Below are 16,343 nucleotides of genomic sequence, written 5' to 3'. Positions count from 1 at the left end.
CTCAGTTGACGGCCTTGATGGCCGCGCGCCAGCCGAGCAGGAACAGTGCGAGCACGCATGCCGCGACAATGATGAAACTGAATGCCGTGCCCTGACCGCTGATCACGCGCAGCACCATGCCGCCGCAGAGCGTGCCGAACCAGACCAGAACTCCGGTCGGCCACAGGGCGGTCCCGTCGAAGTGCGCGGCGCGCCCCGCTTCGTCACGCATCCGGCTCGCGACCGCGACGGCCGCCACCCAGCCGATTGCGAGTCCGATTCCGAACGGCCAGAACGTCTTCAGCAATCCGGTGAGTATCGCCTCATCATGACTGCGCCTGCCGATCGCGCAGAACAGGACCACCAGCAGTGCATCGACCAGCAACGGCACCAGTTTCTTCACGCGGGCCAGCGTAGTAGTGCCCGTTTCGGCCGCTCGGATGCGGCACCTGCCGGTCAACTCCGGTGCTATATGCCCGCACGGTCCGAGTCTTACGAGCGACCTTGGCGGCCCGGACCGCCGCCACGGTCATCGAACTCGGCCGAGTCGCACGAAGGGTAGGCGTCGAGTCTCGACGACTCGGACGCGAGGCCCACCCGCCGCCCGACCACCACCCCTCATCGAATCGCTACGCGATGCTGAATATTCGGAGGCGCGCACACGCAGCGTCGAAAGCGCTGCCGATGTCACAGCGTTCGGCGCTGCTCGAATTCCTTCTCGAGCTCCGCATCGTCGGCCTGTGGCGTGCGGAACAGGAAGGCGAAGACGATCCAGCCGATGATCGCGACCAGGATGAAGCTCACCAGGCGATAGACGAAGGCGGCGGCGACGGCCTGGGTGATGGGCAGGGCCGCGCCCGCCGTGAGGCCGTAGATGAGGGTCGCGTCGACGTAGACGATGCCGCCGGGCGCGAACGGGATGGAACCGACGGCCTTGCCCGCGGTGAACGCGATGAGCAGACCGGCCAGCTTCGGATCGGCGCCGACCGCGTAGCAGGCGGCGCCGAGGCAGGCGACATCGGCAAAGCGGTGCACCAGCGCCCAGCCCGCGACCAAGACACCGTCGCGCTTGCCCAGATCCACCGATTCCAGCTGCGAGAGCATATCGGCGACCTTGCTCATGCCCTGGTCGGCGGGCCTTTTGCGGATTCGATTGAGCAGCGCGAGGCCGCGGCGCAGTACGGCCTCCAGCGCGCCCGGATTCCTCGACAGGTAGTTGCCCGCCCACACCAGCGCGATCACGCCGACCACTGACAGGATGAGTTTGAACGGCCCGACCTGGTTGCCGACCAGCAGTGCGCCGCCGACGCCGAGCAGGGCGAGTCCGGCGGTGGCCACCACGCCGGAGATCACCAGCTGCCAGGAGGCAACGATCGGACTTGCGCCCCAGCGGCGGGTCTGGCGATAGGTGAAGGCGGTGGAAAACACCTGTCCGGCAGGCAAAGTCACCGACATTGCGGTGGCGCCGTAGACGACGGCGACGGATTTGTGCTGGCGGACATCGACACCGCCCGCGTGCAGCAGCTGTTTCTGAACCCGGCTGAATCCGCTCATCGACAGTGCCGCCATCCAGATACAGGCGGCGACCCAGCCCCAGTGAATTTCGGTGAGCTTATTCCAGGAATCGTGCAATCGTGGCCAGAGGTAGTAACCCTCGCCGATGAGCAATGCCAGCAATGCCATACCGGCGACCCATTTGACCCACCAGAATCTTCCCCGCTGGCCGCGCTTCGCTGGGCTGTCGGTCGGGTCCTCGGGCGGCGGCGGTGCCGGATCGCCTGCTAGTTCCCCGTTGGCCGTCACGCGGTCAGCCTAACTAACCGATCGTTCGGCTGTCTGCATCGACGTGCAGAGCCGGGATTCAATCGCCGGAGCTCTCCGGCGCAACCCAGGCCGGCTCGTCCGGTTCGGTCGCCCGCACCGCGGTGCTCTCCTGCGGCCAGGCCAACCTGGTCTTGCGCCGCCGCCCACGCAGCTGGACTTCGTCCCCGGTCAGCCAAAGGTCCTGCTCACTTTCATCGGCGAAATACAGCGCGCTGCCGGAGGCGAGTACGCGGCCGGGGCGATCCTTTGCCAGCTCGGTCAGCCGCGACGCCTCGTTCACCGGATCGCCGATCACGGTGTATTCGAAACGGTTTGCGGCGCCGATATTTCCGGCGACCGCCAGACCCGCCGATACCCCGATACCGATATCGAGTCCGGGCACCTCGCGCAGGGCTTCGCGCAATTCACGGGCGGCGGCCAGGGCGGCGGTCGGTGCGTCCGGCCGGTCCAGCGGAGCGCCGAAGATCGCCAGCGCGGCATCGCCGACGAATTTATTGACGAACCCGTGGTGCCGGTCGATGACATCGACGACGATGCGGAAGAACTCATTGAGCAGGCTGACCACCTCGGTCGGCGGACGCTCGGCCGCGGTCGCGGTCGACCCGACCATATCGACGAACAGCACGGCCACGAATCGGGTCTCCCCGCCGAGTTCGGTGCCGTAGTCGAGTGCGCGCTGCGCCACCTCCTCGCCGACATGCTGGCCGAAGAGTTCCTGCAGCTCGCGGCGCTTGGCGGCCTCTTCCATCATGCGGTTGAAGCCGACCTGTAGCAGTCCGATCTCGCTGCCGTCGAACACCTCGACCTGCACGTCACGGGCGCCCTCCTGCACCCGTTCGATGGCCTGGCTGAGCTGGCGCACCGGATCGGTGATGCTCGATCCGGTCAGCATGGACAGCGCGAGTGCCTGCATGATCACCACACCGCACAGCAGCAGAATGGAGATGGCCAGCGACTGCGCCGAGAACTTCACATCCGACGAGATCTGGGTGACGCACAGCAGCACAATGGCGATGGTGGGGGCGAATGTGCCCATACCCCAGGTCATCGCCATTCTGGTGCCGACGCCCGGGGTCAGCGAGCGGTCGAACGAACCCTCGGTCAGTGCCTCGGCGGCGACCGGGCGCAGAATCCGCTCGCCGAGCATATAGGTGAAGCCGAAGACGATCGTCGCGGCCATACATTCGGTGACGATGACCGCGCCCGCCAGTTCCGGCGCGTCCACGATGATGGTCGCCGCCAGGATGGCGCCGCCGATCAACCACAGCACCAGATGCAGGATCGCCTGTCGCAGCGGCGCGTGCAGTGCGGCCATCTGCTCCTGCCGGCTCGGCGGCCCGCCGCGCATCTGCCAGCGCATGACCGGCCGCAGCATCAGTGCCGCCGCGGCAAGGCTCAGCAAACCGCCGGTGGTGAATACCAGACCGGGAATCACCAGGCCAGTGCGTCGCGCACCGGCCGCCTCACCCTCGGGAACCGGGAGTCCATATTGGATGAACGCCCACACCAGGACCGCACCGAAGGCATTGGCCAACAGCATCGATGTCAGGTACAGCGGCCAGCGCGTTCGCATGGTCTGTTTGACCGCTTCCAAAGGCGCTGACACGTGACCAATCTAGCGTTTCGATCATGTGTGCATATCCGCGGCGGTCCGCGCCGATTAGGCTCGCGGAGGTGACCGACCAGAAGGTAAGTGCTACGGGGAAAGCCACTGCTGTGCGGTCGGCTGCTGATTCCGTCCACCCGTTTGTCCGGATCTCCGCGGAGTGGGCGTGGCGGCTGCTGGTGATGTTCGCCGCGCTGCTCGCGCTCTCGGCGGTGGTGCAGCGGTTGGCGACGGTGGTGATCCCGCTCGCCATCGGATTGCTGGCCGCCGCACTGCTGGCGCCGCTGGTGGATTGGCTGCAAGGGCTCGGGGTGCCGAGGTCGGTAGGGGTCTTCGTCGCGCTCGTCGGATCGATCGGCGTGGTCGCGGGCATCATGACCTTTGTCGTCGAACAGTTCGTCGAGGGTGTGCCGCAGCTGTCCGACGAGATCACCCACAGCATTCACGAGATTCAGGACTGGCTGATCAATGGTCCGCCGCATCTGAGCAATGAACAGATCCGCAATGCGGGCGACACGATCGTCAAGACGATCCAATCGAACCGGGAGGGTCTCACCAGCGGGGCGCTGACCACCGCGACGGTGATCGGGCACATGCTCACCGGCGCATTCCTGACGCTGTTCATTCTGATCTTCTTCCTCTACAGCGGCGATCAGATCTGGCACTTCGTCACCCGGATCGTGCCGACGCCGCATCGGGAAAAGGTGCGCACCGCAGGGCAACTCGGCTTCGGCACGTTGGTCGGATTCGTCCGCGCCACCGTGGTCGTCGCGCTCGTCGATGCCATCGGCATCGGTGCTGGCCTGGCGATTCTCGGGGTGCCACTGGCGCTGCCGCTGGCCTCGCTGGTGTTCATCAGTGCGTTCATTCCGATCGTCGGTGCATTTCTGGCCGGGACCATCGCGGTCTTCATCGCGCTGGTGACCAAGGGCTGGGTGACCGCACTGATCGTGCTCGGCATCATCATCGCGGTGATGCAGCTGGAGAGCCATGTGCTGCAGCCGTTGCTGCTCGGGCGGGCCGTGAGCATCCATCCGCTGGCGGTGGTGCTGGCGATTGCCGCTGGCATCGTGCTCGGCGGGATCGCTGGCGGTTTGCTGGCGGTGCCGTTCGTCGCGGTGATGAATACCGCGATCCGCTCACTGCTGTCCGAAAGCCCGGAGGAGGCGTTCGAGGAACTGCACACCGGCGAAGGGCACAGAATGTATTCGGCGGAGCCGGATAAACCGGAACCCGGCCGGTTCGACGTGGACGCGACATTGGCGCGGGAGGCGGCCAGGGAGCACCCGGGTGGGGACGAGACCGATGACGCGGCCGGACCGGACTGAGGTCCGACCTGCCGAACTGAGCGCGGCCGATGCGGCAACCGCGCCGCTGTGGCGGGCCGTACAGGCGTTGCGGCTGGTCACGCTGCTCTACGCGGTCGGCCAGCAGATCGCCTCGGTGCAGTACTACCAGCACCAGCAGCTGAGCTGGGTGCTGATCGCGGTAATGGCGGTGTGGTCGGGCACCTCGGCATTCATGTTGTCGCAGTGGCACTTTCCCGAGGTGGTGCGGTTGCGGTGGTGGGTGGTGATCGGCGACCACGTGGTGGTTGTCGCACTCATCGCCTCGACCCGACTGGTCGCCGATTACGGCTGGTACCACGGGCATCAGACGCTGCCGACCACACTGTGGGTCGCCAATGCCGTTGTCTCGGCAGCGATCCTGCGCGGGCCGGTGGCCGGTGTGCTCTCCGGAGTGCTCATCGCGGCGGTGATCGTGACGGTGCGCGAACAATGGGGGCAGGACGTGTGGGCCGATGCGACCGCGCCGGTGCTCGTCTCCATCGGTCTCGCGCTCGGTCTCGCGGCCGATACCGCGCGGCGCGCCCAAGGCCAGCTGGAACGGGCCGTGCGGCTGACCGCAGCCGCCGAGGAGCGGGAGCGGCTGGCCCGTGAGGTGCACGACGGTGTACTACAGGTGCTCAGCTACATCACACGGCGCGGCAACGAGATCGGCGGTTCCACCGAGGAATTGGCCCAGCGCGCCGCGGAACAGGAAGTGGCGCTGCGGGTACTGATCTCCGAACAGGGCAAACACGGGGATACCGGTGGCGCCGATGTCGATCTGCGACCGCTGCTGACCGCGTACGCGACGCCGTCGGTATTCGTTTCGACACCGGGTGGGCCCGTCCGGGTAGGGCGCTGGACGGCGGGGGAGATCGCGGCGGCGGTGGCGAACGCACTGTCCAATGTCGCGCTGCATGCCGGACCGGAAGCGAAAGCCTATGTGCTGCTGGAGGATACCGGCGACGAGCTGATCATCAGCGTGCGCGATGACGGCGTCGGCATTGCGCCGGGTCGCCTGGCCGAGGCGGAAGCCGAAGGGCGCATGGGTGTTTCGCGCTCCATTATCGGCCGGATCGAAACGATGGGCGGGACGGCGGTGCTGCTGACCGAGGCGGCGGGCGGTGTCGGATTCGGCACCGAATGGGAGTTCCGGGTACCACGTACAGGAGGTGCGGTGTGACCGATGTCGGTGCGGCCGAGGCGATTTCGGTCATGGTGGTCGATGACCATCCCATGTGGCGGGACGGTGTCTCGCGAGATCTGGCCGAGGCCGGATTCGAGGTGGCCGCCACCGCGGACGGGGTCGGATCGGCCACCCGGCGGGCGGCGGCGGCGCGGCCCGCGGTGGTGCTGATGGATATGCAGTTGCCCGATGGGAACGGGGCGCAGGCCACCGCGGAGGTGCTGCGGGTATCCCCGCAGAGTCGGGTGCTCGTCTTGTCCGCCTCGGCCGAGCGCGGTGATGTGCTGGACGCGATCAAGGCGGGGGCCTGCGGATATCTGGTGAAGAGCGCGTCGGTCAGCGAGCTGATCGAGGCCGTGCGGGCCACCGCGGCGGGACAGCCGGTGTTCACACCCGGGCTGGCCGGGTTGGTGCTCGGCGAGTATCGGCGGATGGCGACCGCGCCCGCGCAACCGGATGAACCGCATCGGCCCGCACTGACCGAGCGCGAGACCGAGGTGTTGCGGATGGTGGCGAAGGGCTTGTCCGCCAAGCAGATCGCCGCCCGGCTCGGGCTCAGTCATCGGACGGTGGAGAACCATGTGCAGGCCACATTGCGCAAGTTGCAGTTGGCCAATCGCGTCGAGCTGACCCGTTACGCGATCGAGCAAGGGCTCGAATAGCGCGATATCGGCTCGGCGGCGGTCACTGATTTCTTGCCCGCCACTCCCGGGATCCCTGGTGCTGGAAATACCGGAACTGCTCGGGCCGCAGACCCGGCCGATCTCGACGGCACTCGACAGGCCCATCGCCGCCAGCTCGTCGACCATCTCGATGGGCGCATGTCGCTGAGTGTCCGATTCGACCGGAGTCGATTCGGGGCTTGCCTTGCCCGAACGCATCTGTGGATTCACGTGACCACCTCGAACTCATATCGAAGGCATCGGGCGGCGGATGCCCGTGACGTGCACCGGTGCGAGAGGGGGCCGGGGATTCGGGTCGGGGGCCGCGCTGGAATCGGGGTTTGCCCTGATGCACCGAGCGCCCGGGGCTCGGTAATCTCGAATTCATGGGTGGCCCCGATTCGGTATCCAATAGTGTCGGCTCCGGTGACGTCGTCGGCGACCGTGCACTGCGCGTCTCCGACGCCGAACGCGAGCACGTCGGTCAACTGCTGCAGCGGGCCGTCGGGCTCGGCATGCTCTCGCTCGGGGAGTTCACCGAGCGGATGGATACCGCGCTCGCCGCCAAGACCCGCGGTGAGCTCAATGCGGTACTGGTCGATCTGCCCGGTGTCCGGCTCGTCGGCCAGCCCGCCGCACCGCCGTCGACATTCGTCAACGCCGCGCCCGGCGTCGCGAAGCGGCCGGTATCGCCGCCGCCGTCGGTTCCGGCGCATGCCACGCCCGGCAATGTGATCCGCAGCCGTCTGTCCGGCGTCAATCGCCGCGGCCCATGGCAGGTTGCGCCATCGCTGCACCTGAACAACTGGCTCTCCGGCGTCACCCTCGATTTCACCGAGGCGATCATGTCCACGCAGGTCGTCGAGGTGAATGTCGATGACTATCTGAGTTCGCTCACCCTGATCGTCCCCGCCGAGGCCACCGTCGACCTCAATGGCGTCGACCTGATCGGCTCCAGTGTCAACAACAAGGTTCGCACCGGCCCACCCTTCGGCCCGCTGCACCTGGTCGTCCAGGGCCGGATCCGCTTCGGCTCGGTGACCGCCAAACACACCCTGCGCGCCCAATGGCGCAGGTTGATGCGCAGCTGAACGCCGGACTAGTCGTTGACGCCGATGCGGCGGGCGAAGGCGCGCAGCGGGACTCGGCGGTCATGGTCGAGCAGTTCGGAGACGATATGCCTCGGCAGGGTCTGGTATTTGATCCAGTCGGCGCCGCCAACGCGTTCGGCATTGAGTAGTGCGTCGAGTGCGCGCTTGTGCTGGCCGGTTCGGGTCAGGGCGACGGCGGTGTCGGTGAGGTGGCGGGCCCGGGAGGCCTGCGGGAGACCGCAATTCGCGGGCATATCCTTCGCGGCGGCCAGCGCCTCCGGATAGCGTTCGGAGCTCACGTTCACATCGACCGTCTGCATGACGACTTGTGAAGGGCCGAAATAGGTTTCGTAGTCGTGCCGGTCGCTGCCGATGCGCAGTGCAACCTCACCGGCCGCTTGGACCAGCGACAGCGCTTCGGGCACATCCTGCGCGCGGCCCGCCGCGGTGGCGCCCTGCAACACCAGTGAGCCGTACGCGGACAGATGCGCGAGGGTTTCGTCGCCCTCGGGTTCCAGGCTCGCCGCCGCACGCAGCGCGACCTTGCGCGATTCGTCATAGCGGCCCTGCACCAGCAGCTGCCAGGCGACCGAGCCGCGGATGGTGGCCAGCAGCAGCGGATCGTTGCCGAGTTCGGCCGCGGCCAGTGCCTGCCGGATCGCCAGGAATGCCGGATCGGTCTGGCCGAGGTGCACCAGTGTGCAGCCGGTGACCCAATACATCCGGGCGAGTAGTTCATTCGCCGGGGCGACCGTGCCGTTGTGGGCGGCGTGCACCGTAGCCCGCAGTTGGGTGAGCCCCGACGGCAGGATCGTGGTCAGCAGTTCGTAGCGGCCCGTCCAGTAGGCGCCCCACGCGTAATCGACTGCGCGACTTGCCTCGTCGAGGCCGATCGCGTCCTCGTGGGGCATCTCGCCGAGCAGATCGTCGACCGGAGTCAGCGCGCGCCGGATCGCGACGATGCCCGCATCCGGATTGCCGGAGGGTATGCCGTGCCGCTTGCCCACCAGGTCCGAGATGTCGACATCCAGTGCGCGCGCGAGCTTTTGCAGGCTGGCTATGGATGCGGTCTGGCGGCCACCCTGTTCCAGTTTGCGCACCAGGTCCACGCTGACACCGGCTTGGTCGGCGAGTTGGCGCTGGGTCAGCGCCTTGCCGCGGAACAGCCGAATCCGCACGCCGATCGAGGAATCGTCCATCTAGCCAAGTCCTTTGTTACATCCTTGTTTCAGCGTACGACGTTAAGTGATTGCGCTCACCCAAAGTGGGACATTACGTACGACTCGTGCATGCTCAGTTGGAATACCGTTGCCTTTCTGCAACTTTGAGAATGCAAAGGGCGGCGGCAATGATCACCATGCCGATTACCACCGTGCGAGCTCTCCGCGCCGATCGCGCGCTCGAGCCAGGTGCACACACCAATCGATCCGCGCGCCACATCCAGCGCGTGCGCGAACAGCACGGCCCGCTACGCGCAGGGGGCTGCCCGGTCTGCTGGCGAGGTGAAGGGTAGGCCATGTTCGAGCGCTGTCACTCTCCCAATGAAGTCGCGCATATGCTGCGACATCGGTACGGGTTGCCGGTTCAGCTGCTGGCAGGTCGCCCGATGATCACCACCGGCTCCATCCTCGGCGCCCTGGTGATGCCACCAGATCTGGGCCGCAAGGTCCTCGCCACCTTGGAGCGGGGCTACACGGCCCCCGTGGTCGCCGATCCAGGCGAGCGCACCTGGACCTTCCTCGTCGCACCTCCGGGCTCGTCGAGCCCCGTCGATATCAGCGTGCGCCGCTGCCTGGCCGGACACCACGTGACCGTCATCCCCGGCGGCCGCTACGTCATGCTCCCCACCACCGACTCCCAACTCGGCTGGCACTGGGCAGGCGAACCGGCCCCCGGCGTTCTGCGCATGCCACCCCGTTCAGCGGTGATCAACGCGGTCCACCAGGTCACCACAATGCGAGCCCCGACCAAATGACCGCTGCGCCCCGGCTGACCCCACCTGCAATGCGGGTGCGGGTCGGTCGGAGTGTCACGCTGTAGCACCGTGCTACCGAAGCGGTAGGCGAAGCCGCGCAGGCGTCTTGCCGACTTGATGATCGCCTCGACGGCGATTGCCAATGAATTACCGCTGTTCACTATCAACCCCAATGGTTTCGTCGGCTTGGAGCGGCTGTTGACGGTGGTGCCGGTCGCACGACCCGCCGGGTAGATCTGTAGGACCCTTCGACCAACGCGGCGCCGCAAGTCGGGTAGATATCTGGGGTTCCCCGAGGATTTCTACTCATGTGTCGGCGTGGTGTGCGAATCAGCATTGGGGTATGACTACGTCTATCGATCCCGCGCTGATTTCGCGGTTGTCAGGGGAGTTCACGGCGTTGGGAACGCAAATGGGCGTTCTGGGCCGAGACCTGGATTTGCTGCGCTGCCAGATCGAGGCGAGTTCGGTTGCGGCATCTGAGGTTTCGAAATATGCGGCAGATGCACCGGCTGCCGTGGATTCGCCGCTCGATTCCGTTGACGTGCCATCCGGTTCGTCTGTTCCTGCGTCGACGCCGTCAGCGCAGCTCGGTTTCGAAGGCGCAGTCTCAGGGGACCTGGCGGGTCGCCGGAGGCAGTTGCCAGAGGCCGTGCCGCCGGGAGCATCCGGGATGGGTGCGATGCCTGATGCTCCAGCCGTACCCGCCGCCGGTGAGGTGCCTGGTGAGCCTGCGGCGGGTGCGGACCCCGGCGCTCCAGCCATGCTTGCTCAGGGGGCGGTGCCTGGCACACCCGCGGTGGGGGCGGAGGGGTCCGGATCGGATCCTGTCACGGGAACGGAGCGGATTCCGGTGCCGCCTGCTATGTCTTCGGGTTGGGCACAGCCGGTGCCCGCGTATGGGGTCGGCTATACGCAACCGGCTGCTACTGCGGTGTCCGGTTGGGCGGCCGTGGCAGCTCCGGCTGGGGTGGCGGGAGTTCCGGGTGGGTACGGGCAGCCGGTGGGTGTGCCGCCGGGAGCAACGGGAACTCACGGTGGGTACGGGCTGATCGGTGTGCCGCCGGGAGCAATGGGAACTCGTGGTGGGTACGCGCCGGTGGGTGTGCCGCCGGGAGCAACGGGAACTCACGGTGGGCACCGGCCGATGGGTGTGCCGCAGCGGACGGGGGTGGTACCGCCGGGGATGCGGCCGCCTGGGCCGCCGGTGCGGGGTGGGGCGCGTGCGCCGCGGACGCCCTGGTGGCAGCAGGAGGGGATGATCAGTCGGGTATTGGCGGTGGCCGGGGTGGCGGTGACGCTGATCGGGGTGGTGATGCTGTTGGTGCTCGCGGCGCAGGCCGGATTCTTCGGTCCGGTGCCGAGAGTTGTTGCGGGGGCGGTGTTCTCGGTGGCATTGGTTGGAGCCGGTGTGCGGGTGTTCGGGCGAGCCGGTGGACGGGTCGGTGGAATTGCGTTGGCGGCCACGGGTATTGCGGGGGCATATCTGGATGTGGTTGCGGTGACCGCGATCTATGGGTGGCTGCATCCGGTGGTCGGGCTCGGGGTGGCGTTGGCCGTTGCCGCGGGTGGGGTCGGGCTGGCGCTGCGCTGGCAGTCGCAGCCGCTCGCGGTGCTGGTGGTCGCGGGTGCGGCGGTGTTGTCGCCGTTCGTGACGTCGGAATTGGTACTGCTCGCCTTCCTGATCGTGCTGCAGTTGACCTGTGTGCCGGTGCAATTGGCGCGCGATTGGCCGTTCCTGCATGCGGTGCGTACGGTGCCGGTGACGTTGGCGACCTTGGTCGCCATTGCGGTGGCCGCCGTTGGCGATCCGGCACCTGGCCGGATCTACTGGCTGCTCACCGCCGCGGTGGCGATCGCATCGATCGGGCTGGTCGGCGGTTTCCTGGTGGTGCGCAAACGATCCGGGGATATTGTCGCCGCGCTGGCCTTCGCCCTGTCGGCGGTTCCGCTCTTGGCGGCACCCGCGCTGTTCGAGCGGCACTCGGCTGCCTTGGTCGCCGGGATCTACGCGGCGGTGCTCTTGGCCGTGGCGGCATTGTCAATGGCGCCGAAACTGCGTGAGCTGGTGCGGATTCCGGGTTCGATCGCACTCGTCACCGCAATAGCCGGTTCCTTCGCACTGCTCGAAGCCTGTGTCGGGATCACCCGGGTGTCGACCCTGCCGATCGCGCTGTTCCTGGTTGCGCTGGGCTTCCTTCGGGTGGCAGGTCAGCAATGCTCGCGTGTCACCGCCGCCTTCGGTGCGGCCTACACGATGGTCGGCGCCATGGCGTACTTCATCACTGTGACGCCGGAAGCGCTTGCGACACAACGGATCGCGCAGGAGCGCATGGGCATCTCCACCGCATTGGGGGCAGTCCTCGCACTGGCCGTAATCGCCGCGGGCGTCTGGTGTGCCCGGAGACTCCCCGGCATGACCAGGGGCGGCACCGATGAATCGACGCTATTCGTCGTCGCGAGCATCGCGGGCCTGTATGCCGTAACCGCCGCGACGGTCTCGATCGGCATCGCATCCGGTGCCGCCGACGGCTTCATCATCGGCCACAGCGCCGCCACCATTATCTGGATGGCCGCGGCCACCGCCGCGCTGCTCTTCGGTCTGCGCAACCTATCCCGCTCGGCCGCGGTGGCGAAACTCGCCCTCGGCTCCGGACTCCTCGTCACGGCCGCGGCATTGGCCAAACTGTTCCTATTCGACCTCGCCACCCTCGACGGCCTCGTCCGAGTGGCCGCCTTCCTGATAGTCGGCGTCCTGCTCCTGCTCGCGGGTACCCGCTACGCCCGAGCCTTCGCCGAAGCCGGTGCCTCGAAACGAAATTCAGACGACGCCCCAGCCAACTGACGGCGCCTTACATCGGCGGCGGCCTCCCGGCTACCCAGTCGCTGAATCGTGCATCCACGCCCGGAATCCGGTCGGCATTACCCTCCGCTGCCACAGCTGCACGGCCGCGACCCAAAGTTGCGGCCGCACAGTCATTTCTGTCGGCACCCGAGGCAATCTCGTGATCTGCGATTGCCGCACGGGACGGCGCACCGGACTACCCGAAGCCGACGGGGATGCGCTGGCCATCGATATCGCGCCCACCGTAGTGTCTGTCGGCTACCACTGACCACATGCCGCCGCTTTACCTGTCGACGGTCACGTGGCGCTCGGTCCTCTCGACGCACTGAACGTCGGCTACTCGTTCCCCTTGCGACGCAGCAGTTCGTTCACGCTGACGGTGCGGCCATCGGCGCTGTGGTGGCGGCCCCCATCGGGTTTGCCGATGCCGCGGCGGTTGGAGCGCAATTCGGCCATCCAGTTTTCGATGCTGCTCCGGTTCTGGTCCGGGACTTCGTCATTCGATGGCGGGGTGGCGGGTTGTTCGGGCGCCGCGTGGTGGGCCGGGTGGTCCGACGAAGCCGTCGGCAAAGGTGTGGGCTGGCCCGGCGGTGGCGGCATCGGCGCAGGCGTCGGCGGAATCGGATACGTCGGCTCGGACGCCCCTGGAATCCCCGGCAGCGGACGCGGCCGAACGACCGGTTCGGCCACCCGGCGTACCGGCGGCGCGGGCTGCACGGAAGGTATCGGAGGCGCAGACGGATTCGCCCGCGGCCGCGTCGGATCATGCGGCGCGGCAACCGGTCGCGGCGGCACCGGCGGATCCGCCGGGATCTTGGTCAGATGCTGCGTCGGCGCACCGGCCTCGATCTCCTCGATCGTGCGCGGACGGCGCGGGCTGCGGGCCCGGGTCGTGGCGTTATCGGAGAGCGCGGGCATCTGCATGGTCGGCGGATCGGTGATCGGGGTGGTCTTGACCAGGTCGACGAGCTCACCGCCACCGGGCCGCTCATCATCGAGAATCGGCTCGCCGAGTCCGACCTTCTGCTGCACCTTTTTCATCCACGTCGGTGCCCACCAGCAGTCATCACCGAGCAGTTTCATGGTGGCCGGGACGAGCAGCATGCGCAGGATGGTGGCGTCGATGAACAGCGCCGCGATCATGCCGTAGGCCAGGTACTGCATCATCACCAGATCGGAGAACGCGAACGCGCCGGTGACCACGAGCAGGATGAGCGCGGCGGCGGTGATGATCCGTCCGGTCTGCGCGGTACCGATGCGCACCGCCTCGGTGGTCGATGCCCCCTGGGCGCGCGCCTCGACCATGCGCGACAGGAGGAATACCTCATAGTCGGTCGACAGACCGTAGATGACCGCGATGATCAGCACCAGCACCGGCGACATGATCGGCTGCGGGGTGAAGTTCAGCAGGCTCGCGGCATGCCCGTCGACGAAGATCCACGTCAAAATGCCGAGTGTGGAACCCAATCCGAGCGCGCTCATCAATGCGGCCTTGATCGGCAGCACCAGTGAGCCGAAGGTGAGGAACATCAGCAGCGTGGTCACGAACAGGACCAGCGCGATCATCAACGGCATCCGATGCAGCAGCGCATCGATGCTGTCCTTCTGGATCGCGGGCTGACCGCCGACATACATCTGCACGTCGTCGGGCATGTCGAGGGAGCGCAGATAGTCGATGGTCGGATCCGGGTTTTCGGAGTCCTCGAGCGTCGCGCTGGTGCTGTAGACATCCGGGTCGGAGGTGGAGCGCGACGGCACATTGAAGGTGCCGTTCAAGCCGGGCGCCTGTTTGGCCGCGGCCCACACCTTGCCGACGTCATTGCTGTTATCGGAGACGAAGACCAGCTGGATCGGATCGGATTTGCGCAGCGGGAAGATCGAGTCGAACTTCGCCTGCGCCAGTCGAGTCGAATTGTCCGGCGGCAGATACCGCTCGTTGATACCGCCGAATGCCAGATTCTTGACCGGAATGATCAACAGCAGCAACAGGATGCAGATCGGGATGGCGATCTTGAGCGGATGCTGCATCACCCAGCGGGTCGACTTGCCCCAGAAGCCGTTCTCGACTTCCTCGGCGGTCTTGGTCTTGCGGAATCGCTTGAACCCGAGCATATCCACCCGCGACCCCAGGATGCTGAGCATCGCGGGCAGGATGGTGATGGCGGTCAGTGCGGCCAGCGAGACGGTCGCGATGGAGCCGTAGGCAATCGATTTGAGGAAGCCCTGCGGGAACAGCAGCATGCCGCCGAGGCTGGCGATGATCATGGTCGCGGAGAACACAACGGTACGACCCGCGGTCATCACCGACCGGCGCACGGCCGCGCGCGTGTCATAGCCCTCGGCGAGTTCCTCGCGGAACCGGCTCACGATGAACAGGCCGTAGTCGATGGCCAGACCGAGACCGATCATCGAAACGACCGGCGAGACAAACGAGTTGACCTCGGTGAACTCGGTGGCGAAGCGCACGATGCCCCAGGCGCCGATCACCGTGAGACCACCGACGATCAGCGGCAGCGCCGCCGCGACCACACCGCCGAAGATGAAGAACAGCAGCACCGCGACCGCGGGGATGGCCAGGATCTCCATCCGCTTCTGGTCGGCGGCCATGGTGTCGTTCAGCGTGCCCGCCACCGCCTGCAGACCCGCGACCTGCACATCGACGCCGGGAATGGCGAAGGCGTCCTTCACCTTCCGGAAGTTGCGCACCATGGCGGTGTCGTTATCGCCCTTGATGGCGATCGAGGCGAAGGTGTACTTCTTATCCTTCGAACCGAACGTCAACGGTGACGCCGGACCGGTTTCGGTCTGCCAGTAGGCGCCGTTGACCTTGGTGATCTCGTCCGGATGCTCGCGCGGCAGCTTGTTCAGGCTGTCGACGACCTGCTGCCGGAATGCGGAATCGTCGATCGTCTTACCGTCCGGCGCGGTGTACAGCACGATGACATCGCTCGTGTGATCGCGACCGAAGGCATCGTCGGACAGCTTCGCAGCTTTGGCCGACTCCGACGTCGGGTCATCCCATCCGCTGGAACTGAGATGGTCCTCCAGGCCGAGGCCATAGCCGCCAAGTGCCAAGAGTCCGGCCGCGACAATGCCGATGACGGCGAAGCGCAGTCGGTAGACCAGATCGCCCCAGCGTGTGAACACTAAGCGACTCCTTGAGCAGGGCGAGAGGTGAGCAGCGCCGACAGCGGCCGGAACGGCTGCAGCCAGGCACCCTCGTCGGGCAACGAGTCGAGGCTGACCCGGGGCAGCGGTTCACGGAACACGCCCGGGATGTCCTCGAGGTCGATGAATTCGAGGGTATCGGATGTGACGGCCCAACTCGCATGCTCACGGAAGCCGAGTATCTGAACAGGGATTCCGTTGGCGGCCAATTGTTCGAGTGGTTCGCGAAATGCCTGGCCGTCGGCGGAGGCGACCATGATGCCCGCCAGTCCGGCGCCGCGACTGCGTAGCTCGATGTGCGCGAGCATATCCGCGTCCACATCGGAGTCCTCGTCGATCTTGGGCTTGGCGAAGACCGCGTAGCCGACATTGCGCAGCGCCTCCACCCACGGCCGCACCACATCCGCGGTGCCCGGGGCGATATTGGTGAAGACGGTGGCTTCCGGCTCGACCCGGGTCACGCTGCCCACCGATAGCTCGGCGGTGCGCGCGAGCAGCCAGCGGCCGAGCGCGTCGAAGCGCGGTCGATAGGCAGCCGTCGGACGCCCGCCGAGGATGGCGCCGAGTCCCATATCGAGGTTCGGGGCGTCCCAGACCAGCAGCACCCGACGCACATCGGGCCCGGTGGCACCGATCACCTCGGTTCCGGTGCCGTGCATCTCCCCGGCAACCTCTACGA

12 protein-coding genes are annotated in these 16,343 nt (G+C 66.7%); 6 read left to right on the top strand and 6 right to left on the bottom strand.

The window, feature by feature from the left end; genetic code table 11:
• Position 1: 1 nt before the first annotated feature.
• The 3 genes from ABZ293_RS21620 to ABZ293_RS21610 all read right to left on the bottom strand — a co-directional run bounded on the left by ABZ293_RS21620 (position 2) and on the right by ABZ293_RS21610 (position 3,376).
• Complete coding sequence (locus tag ABZ293_RS21620) at positions 2-382, bottom strand: DUF3054 domain-containing protein (protein ID WP_355183177.1); 381 nt, start codon at positions 380-382, stop codon at positions 2-4.
• Between the two features lie 284 nt (positions 383-666).
• Positions 667-1,782: a YbhN family protein gene (locus tag ABZ293_RS21615; RefSeq protein WP_355183175.1), complete on the bottom strand. Its 1,116-nt coding sequence runs from the start codon at positions 1,780-1,782 to the stop codon at positions 667-669.
• A gap of 58 nt (positions 1,783-1,840) precedes the next feature.
• Positions 1,841-3,376: an adenylate/guanylate cyclase domain-containing protein gene (locus ABZ293_RS21610; protein ID WP_355183298.1), complete on the bottom strand. Its 1,536-nt coding sequence runs from the start codon at positions 3,374-3,376 to the stop codon at positions 1,841-1,843.
• A gap of 101 nt (positions 3,377-3,477) precedes the next feature.
• Here ABZ293_RS21610 and ABZ293_RS21605 point away from each other — a divergent pair, with 101 nt between their 5' ends.
• The 4 genes from ABZ293_RS21605 (at position 3,478) to ABZ293_RS21590 (ending at position 7,676) form a co-directional block, all read left to right on the top strand.
• Entirely contained in the window at positions 3,478-4,737 is a 1,260-nt protein-coding gene (locus ABZ293_RS21605; protein WP_355183173.1) for an AI-2E family transporter, read from the top strand.
• Positions 4,715-5,920, top strand: a complete 1,206-nt coding sequence (locus ABZ293_RS21600) for a DUF5931 domain-containing protein (protein ID WP_355183171.1) — start codon at positions 4,715-4,717, stop codon at positions 5,918-5,920. The genes ABZ293_RS21605 and ABZ293_RS21600 overlap by 23 nt, the downstream gene beginning before the upstream one ends.
• Positions 5,881-6,585: a response regulator transcription factor gene (locus ABZ293_RS21595; RefSeq protein ID WP_355183169.1), complete on the top strand. Its 705-nt coding sequence runs from the start codon at positions 5,881-5,883 to the stop codon at positions 6,583-6,585. The genes ABZ293_RS21600 and ABZ293_RS21595 overlap by 40 nt, the downstream gene beginning before the upstream one ends.
• A 386-nt stretch (positions 6,586-6,971) precedes the next feature.
• A complete protein-coding gene (locus tag ABZ293_RS21590) occupies positions 6,972-7,676 on the top strand; it encodes a DUF1707 domain-containing protein (protein ID WP_355183167.1) in 705 nt (234 codons plus the stop codon).
• A gap of 8 nt (positions 7,677-7,684) precedes the next feature.
• Here the strand turns inward: ABZ293_RS21590 and ABZ293_RS21585 are convergent, their stop codons facing one another.
• Positions 7,685-8,875, bottom strand: a complete 1,191-nt coding sequence (locus ABZ293_RS21585) for a helix-turn-helix domain-containing protein (RefSeq protein ID WP_355183165.1) — start codon at positions 8,873-8,875, stop codon at positions 7,685-7,687.
• A gap of 356 nt (positions 8,876-9,231) precedes the next feature.
• Between ABZ293_RS21585 and ABZ293_RS21580 the strand changes: the two genes are divergently transcribed.
• Together ABZ293_RS21580 and ABZ293_RS21575 are read left to right on the top strand one after the other, a co-directional pair.
• Complete coding sequence (locus ABZ293_RS21580) at positions 9,232-9,651, top strand: hypothetical protein (RefSeq protein ID WP_355183163.1); 420 nt, start codon at positions 9,232-9,234, stop codon at positions 9,649-9,651.
• A gap of 1,258 nt (positions 9,652-10,909) precedes the next feature.
• On the top strand, positions 10,910-12,496 hold the full coding sequence (locus ABZ293_RS21575; protein WP_355183161.1) for a DUF2339 domain-containing protein: 1,587 nt from the start codon (positions 10,910-10,912) through the stop codon (positions 12,494-12,496).
• Between the two features lie 336 nt (positions 12,497-12,832).
• Here the strand turns inward: ABZ293_RS21575 and ABZ293_RS21570 are convergent, their stop codons facing one another.
• Positions 12,833-15,643 (bottom strand): MMPL family transporter, encoded by a 2,811-nt coding sequence (locus ABZ293_RS21570; RefSeq protein WP_355183159.1) that lies wholly within the window; start codon positions 15,641-15,643, stop codon positions 12,833-12,835.
• On the bottom strand, positions 15,643-16,323 hold the full coding sequence (locus ABZ293_RS21565; RefSeq protein ID WP_354956626.1) for an NYN domain-containing protein: 681 nt from the start codon (positions 16,321-16,323) through the stop codon (positions 15,643-15,645). The genes ABZ293_RS21570 and ABZ293_RS21565 overlap by 1 nt, the downstream gene beginning before the upstream one ends.
• Positions 16,324-16,343: the final 20 nt, after the last annotated feature.

Source organism: Nocardia sp. NPDC005998 (assembly GCF_040614395.1).
Taxonomy (GTDB): Bacteria; Actinomycetota; Actinomycetes; order Mycobacteriales; family Mycobacteriaceae; genus Nocardia.
This window is presented reverse-complemented; position numbering and strand designations above follow the sequence as displayed.

Excerpts from the sequence above, each read along its gene's own strand:
- ABZ293_RS21610 (WP_355183298.1), bottom strand. The coding sequence starts at position 3,376 with ATGCGAACGCGCTGGCCGCTGTACCTGACATCGATGCTGTTGGCCAAT.
- ABZ293_RS21600 (WP_355183171.1), top strand. The coding sequence starts at position 4,715 with ATGACGCGGCCGGACCGGACTGAGGTCCGACCTGCCGAACTGAGCGCG.
- ABZ293_RS21595 (WP_355183169.1), top strand. The coding sequence starts at position 5,881 with ATGGGAGTTCCGGGTACCACGTACAGGAGGTGCGGTGTGACCGATGTC.
- ABZ293_RS21590 (WP_355183167.1), top strand. The coding sequence starts at position 6,972 with ATGGGTGGCCCCGATTCGGTATCCAATAGTGTCGGCTCCGGTGACGTC.
- ABZ293_RS21585 (WP_355183165.1), bottom strand. The coding sequence starts at position 8,875 with ATGGACGATTCCTCGATCGGCGTGCGGATTCGGCTGTTCCGCGGCAAG.
- ABZ293_RS21580 (WP_355183163.1), top strand. The coding sequence starts at position 9,232 with ATGCTGCGACATCGGTACGGGTTGCCGGTTCAGCTGCTGGCAGGTCGC.
- ABZ293_RS21575 (WP_355183161.1), top strand. The coding sequence starts at position 10,910 with ATGATCAGTCGGGTATTGGCGGTGGCCGGGGTGGCGGTGACGCTGATC.
- ABZ293_RS21565 (WP_354956626.1), bottom strand. The coding sequence starts at position 16,323 with ATGCACGGCACCGGAACCGAGGTGATCGGTGCCACCGGGCCCGATGTG.